This window comes from uncultured Amaricoccus sp. (genome assembly GCF_937858865.1).
GTDB lineage: Bacteria > Pseudomonadota > Alphaproteobacteria > Rhodobacterales > Rhodobacteraceae > Amaricoccus.
Map to the genome: position 1 here is coordinate 1 of NZ_CALLYO010000507.1, position 5,541 is coordinate 5,541.

5 protein-coding genes are annotated in these 5,541 nt (G+C 71.7%); all 5 read left to right on the forward strand.

Annotated features, from left to right (window positions below):
- The first annotated feature begins 133 nt into the window (after nucleotides 1-133).
- Nucleotides 134-1,051: a 5-bromo-4-chloroindolyl phosphate hydrolysis family protein gene (locus Q0112_RS14875; RefSeq protein ID WP_297976616.1), complete on the forward strand. Its 918-nt coding sequence runs from the start codon at nucleotides 134-136 to the stop codon at nucleotides 1,049-1,051.
- Nucleotides 1,052-1,067: 16 nt separating this feature from the next.
- Nucleotides 1,068-2,252: a toxic anion resistance protein gene (locus Q0112_RS14880; RefSeq protein WP_297976618.1), complete on the forward strand. Its 1,185-nt coding sequence runs from the start codon at nucleotides 1,068-1,070 to the stop codon at nucleotides 2,250-2,252.
- A 9-nt stretch (nucleotides 2,253-2,261) separates the two neighbouring features.
- A complete protein-coding gene (locus tag Q0112_RS14885) occupies nucleotides 2,262-3,302 on the forward strand; it encodes a DUF2927 domain-containing protein (RefSeq protein WP_297976619.1) in 1,041 nt (346 codons plus the stop codon).
- 13 nt (nucleotides 3,303-3,315) lie between these two features.
- On the forward strand, nucleotides 3,316-4,431 hold the full coding sequence (locus Q0112_RS14890; RefSeq protein WP_297976621.1) for an SPFH domain-containing protein: 1,116 nt from the start codon (nucleotides 3,316-3,318) through the stop codon (nucleotides 4,429-4,431).
- 15 nt (nucleotides 4,432-4,446) lie between these two features.
- Nucleotides 4,447-5,541 (forward strand): primosomal protein N' (replication factor Y) - superfamily II helicase (locus Q0112_RS14895; protein ID WP_297976623.1); only part of this gene is annotated, 1,095 nt, incomplete at its 3' end.

Sequence of the window (5,541 nt, forward strand, 5' to 3'; positions counted from 1 at the left end):
CCGATCAGCAGGCTCAGGGGCCCATGAACCAACCACTCGTCCGGCTCTTCGGTTTCGTCGTGCTCGCGGCCATCGTGCTCGCCAGCGGCTTCGGCGCGCTCGGCGCCGCCCCGGTGCTTTCCGGCGGATTCTGATGGCAAGGCGCTACGGCGGCAAGTACTCCCCCGACGGAAGCGGGCGCGAGGCGGCCGGTGCCGCCTCCGGCAACCCGCCGCCGGGGCCGTTCCGCAACCGCCGGGTCAGCCGCATCAGCGTGCGGGCGCGGCTCATGTTCCTGCTGCCGCTGCCGCTCCTCTTCGCAGGACTCGGCGCGATCCAGCGCGGGTCGGCGCCGGAGATGCTGGGCGAGCTCGGCGGCTTCGCCGGGCTCATGCTCTCGGCCTGGCTGCTGAACGAGGGGCTGCGGGCCGAGGAGGCCTACGACGCCCGCGCCGTCGCCCGCCCGCCGGCGATCCCGCGCAAGCTCTTCGCCGCCGTCCTGGCCGGGGCCAGCGTCGCCCTCGTCGGCGTGGCGAGCCTCGGGCAGCCGCTCCTCGGCGCGCTCGCCTTCGGCATCGTGGCCGGAGCCGCGCACGTCCTCGCCTTCGGCCTCGACCCGATGCGGAAGAAGGGGCTCGAGGGCGTCGACGAATTCGCCACCGACCGCGTCGCCCGCGCCATCGACAAGGCCGAGGAGCTGGTGCGCCAGACCACCGACGCCTCGAAGCGGGTGGGCGACCGCCGGCTCGAGGGCCGCATCGAGCGGCTCTGCGACCAGGCGCGCGAGGTCTTCCGCGTCGTCGAGCGCGACCCGCGCGACCTCAGCCGCGCGCGCACCTTCCTCAGCGTCTATCTGCTCGGCCTGCGCGACGCGACGGTGAAGTTCGCCGAGCTCTGGAGCCGCAGCCGCGACGAGACGGCGCGGCAGGCCTACGAGGCGCTGCTCGGCGATCTCGAGCAGAGCTTCGCCACCCAGCGCACCCACCTCTTGGAGGACGACCGCAGCTCGCTCGACATCGAGATCGAGGTGCTGCGCGACCGGCTGAAGCAGGACGGGCTCGTCGCCCGCTAACGACAGGGGAAGATTCATGTCCGACGAAACCCGCGCCCAGGCCGAGGCCGCGCTCAAGGAGGCGGAGACGATCACCGCCCACCTGCTGCCCGAGCCGAAGGGCGAGCTCATCGCCGTCGACGTCGCCGATCCCGGGACCAGGGCCGAGATCGAGAGGCGCAAGGGCGAGATCGACATGGAGGACACCCAGTCGATCATCCGCTTCGGCTCCGCCGCCCAGGCCGAGCTGCAGGCGATCAGCCAGGAGATGCTCGCTGGCGTCCGCAACAAGGACGTCGGCCCCGCCGGCAACTCGCTGCGCGACATGGTGACGTCCCTGCGCGGCTTCACCGTCGACGAGCTCGACCCCAACCGCAAGCGCAGCTGGTGGGAGCGGCTGACCGGCGGGGCGGCGCCCATCGCCGAGTTCATGGCCCGCTACGAGGAGGTGCAGGGCCAGATCGACAAGATCACCGGCGAGCTGCTGGTGCACGAGCACACGCTGCTCAAGGACGTGAAATCGCTCGACAGGCTCTACGAGAAGACGCTCGCTTTCTACGACGAGCTCGCGCTCTACATCGCCGCCGGCGAGGCCAAGCTCGCCGAGCTCGACGCTACCACCATCCCGAACAAGGAGGCCGAGGTGAAGGCCGCCTCCGAAGACAAGGGGGTGATGAAGGCGCAGGAGCTGCGCGACCTCCGCGCCGCCCGCGACGACCTCGAGCGCCGGGTGCACGACCTGAAGCTGACCCGCCAGGTCACCATGCAGTCGCTGCCCTCGATCAGGCTGGTGCAGGAAAACGACAAGAGCCTGATCACCAAGATCAACTCGACCCTCGTCAACACCGTGCCGCTCTGGGAAACCCAGCTCGCCCAGGCCGTCACCGTCCACCGCTCGCGCGAGGCGGCGAGCGTAGTCAAGGAGGCGAGCGACCTCACCAACGACCTTTTGCGCAAGAACGCCGAGAACCTGCGCACCGCCAACGCCGAGATCCGCGCCGAGATGGAGCGCGGCGTCTTCGACATCGAGGCGATCGAGAAGGCCAACGACGACCTGATCGCGACGATCGAGGACTCGCTCAGGATCGCCGACGAGGGCAAGGCCAAGCGCGCCGCCGCCGAGCAGAGCCTCATCCGCATGGAGGGCGAGCTCAAGGAAACGCTCGCCGCCGCCAGGGCGCGCGCCACCGGCTCCGGGACCAACATCGGCGGGAGTGTCTGAAGGAACGCGATGACGTCTGTTGCTTGCCCTGTTGCGACCCGCCGCCCGCCGGCGGCCGCCCGCCTGCCGCACGGCCTGCTCGGCGCGGCGGCGGCGCTTGCGCTCCTCGCCGGCTGCGCTCATGCCCCCGGGCCGGCCGAGCCCGCACTCACCACGGGTCTCGAGCGCGCCGAACCTCCGGCCCCTCGCCGCTCGGCCGGCGGAATACCGCCCGGCGGCGAGGACCTGCGCGCCTTCTACGCCTCCGTCGAGGGCGACCTGACCGCCAGCGGCCGGATGCGCCGCGACACGGCGCCGGCCGACGCGCCCTTCACCGACGCCGACCTCGTGCGCGACTTCGACCGCATCGCCCTGCACGACGAATATGTCGACCAGGGCGGCCGCTTCGTCCACACCGAGGCCCCGGCGCTGCTGCGCCGCTGGGACAAGCCGGTACGCGTGGCGGTGATGACCGGCGCCTCCACCCCGCCCGAGGACGCCGCCCGCGACCGCGCCAACGTCGCCGCCTTCACCCAGCGGCTCGCCCACCTGACCGGCCTCGACATGCGGCTCGGGCAGGGGACGGACGTGAACTTCCTCGTCCTCTTCATGAACAGCGCCGAGCGCGAGGCCTTCGCCACCCAGGTGCGCGCCGCCTACCCGAACTTCGCCCCCGCCGTGATGTCGGCGCTGCACGACACGCCGCTCGACACTTTCTGCACCGCCTACGCCTTCTCCGAGCCCGACCGCCCGTCGGTCTACTCCGCCGTCATCGTCCTCATCCGCGCCGAGCATCCGCCCTTCACCCGCCTCTCCTGCGTCCACGAGGAGATGGCCCAGGCCATGGGCCTGCCCAACGACAGCCCCGACGCGCGCCCCTCGCTCTTCAACGACGACCTAGAGTTCGCGCTCCTCACCGAGCACGACGCGATCCTGCTGCGCATGCTCTACGACCCGCGCCTCCGCCCCGGCATGACTGCCGCCGAGGTGCGCCCGCTCCTGCCCGAGATCGCGCGCGATGCCCGCCTCGCCCAGGCCAACGACGAACGGATGGCGATCGCCGCCAACTGAAAGGGAGACGCCCATGCCCATCTTCGATTTCCTGCGCGGCGAGTTCATCGACGTCATCGCCTGGACCGACGACACCCGCGACACCATCGTCTGGCGCTTCGAGCGCCACGGCCACGCCATCAAGTACGGCGCCAAGCTCACCGTGCGCGAGGGCCAGGCCGCGGTCTTCGTCCACGAGGGCCAGCTCGCCGACGTCTTCGCCCCCGGCCTCTACGAGCTCGAGACCAACAACCTCCCCGTCCTCACCACGCTCCAGCACTGGGACCACGGCTTCAAGAGCCCCTTCCTCTCCGAGATCTACTTCGTCAACACCCGCCTCTTCACCGACCTGAAGTGGGGCACCCGCAACCCGATCACCTGCCGCGACCCCGAGTTCGGCCCGGTGCGCCTGCGCGCCTACGGCACCTACACCATGCGGGTCGCGGATCCGGGCAAGTTCCTGACCGAGATCGTCGGCACCGACGGCGAATTCACCACCCAGGAGATCGAGTTCCAGATCCGCAACGTCATCGTCACCCACTTCAGCCAGATCATCGCGACCTCCGGCATCCCGGTTCTCGACATGGCGGCCAACACCCTCGACCTCGCCAAGATCGTCCACGAGCGCATCGCCCCGATGGTCGCCGAATACGGCCTCGCCCTCCCCGCCTTCTACGTCGAGAACGTCTCGCTCCCCTCCGAGGTCGAGGCCGCCCTCGACAAGCGCACCGCCTCGGGCGTCGCCGGCGATCTCTCGCGCTACACCGAGTTCTCCGCCGCCGAGGCGCTGACCAAATCGGCCGAGAACCCCGGCGGCGGGGGCATGGCCGCCGGCCTTGGCATGGGCGCCGGCATGGCCATGGCCGAGCGCATGGCCCGCTCCGGCCCCTGGGGCGCCGCGCCCGAGCCCGCGCAGCCCCAGGCCCAGACCCCGCCGCCCCCGCCGGGCGCCAGGCGCTGGCACGTCGCCGTCGACGGCAAGGCCACCGGCCCCTACACCCGCGACGAGCTCGGCCGCCTGGTCTCGGACGGCAGCGTCTCCGGCGACAGCTGGCTCTGGACCCCGGGCGGCCCCGACTGGCAGCGCGGCCGCGACGTCAGCGAGCTCGCCGACCTCTTCAGCGCCCCGCCGCCGCCGCCCGCCTCCTGAGGAACCTTGAGCGCCATGCAGCTCGGCCCGGCCTCAGGCAGCGTGGATGGGGGGGCGGAGATAGAGCTACAGGACCACCGCTTCCCCTGTCCCTCCTGCGGCTCGGACCTGCGCTTCGACCCCGACACCGACGGCCTGAAGTGCCCGCACTGCGGCCATCAGGAGCCGGTCCCCGCCCCGCGCCGCCCGATCCCCGAGCTCGACCTGCGCGCGGTCGAGCAGGGCACCCTGCCGCCGGCCGAGATGCAGGAGGCCCGCTTCGCCCGCTGCCCGAACTGCGGCGCCGAGGTCGAGCTCGGGCGCGACGCGCACGCCCGCGAATGCCCCTTCTGCGCCACGCCCATCGTCACCGACACCGGCCCGCAGCGGCAGATCAAGCCGCAGGCCCAGCTCCCCTTCCTCCTCAGCGAGGCGAAGGCGCGCGCGGCGATGAACCACTGGCTCGGCCGGCTCTGGTTCGCGCCGAACGACCTCAAGCAGTACGCCCGCGCCGAGCGCGCCATGCAGGGGATCTACGTCCCCTACTGGACCTACGACGCCGAGACCCGCACCCAGTATTCCGGCCAGCGCGGCACCGTCTACTACGAGAGCCGCCCGGTCACGGTGACGGTCAACGGCCGGCGACAGACCCAGATGCAGCAGGTCGCCCGCATCCGCTGGCAGCCGGTCCGCGGCCGGGTGGCGCGCGACTTCGACGACGTGCTCGTCCTCGGCGCGAAGAGCCTGCCCAAGCGCTTCACCGACGCGCTCGCTCCCTGGGACCTCTCCGTCCTCAGCCCCTACGAGCCGAAGTTCCTCGCCGGCTTCCGCGCCGAGGGCTATACCGTGCCCGTCGAGGCCGGCTACGAGGAGGCGCGCGCGATCATGAACGCGGTCATCGAGCGCGACGTGCGCGCCGACATCGGCGGCGACCAGCAGCGCATCGGCGACCTGCGCACCGAGGTCGGCGCCCTGACCTTCAAGCACGTCCTCCTGCCCGTCTGGCTCGCCGCCTACCGCTACCGCGGCCGGAGCTTCCGCTTCGTGGTCAACGGCCGCACCGGAACCGTCGAGGGCGAACGCCCCTGGTCGACCGTCAAGATCGCCATCGCCGTCGCCATCGCCCTCGTC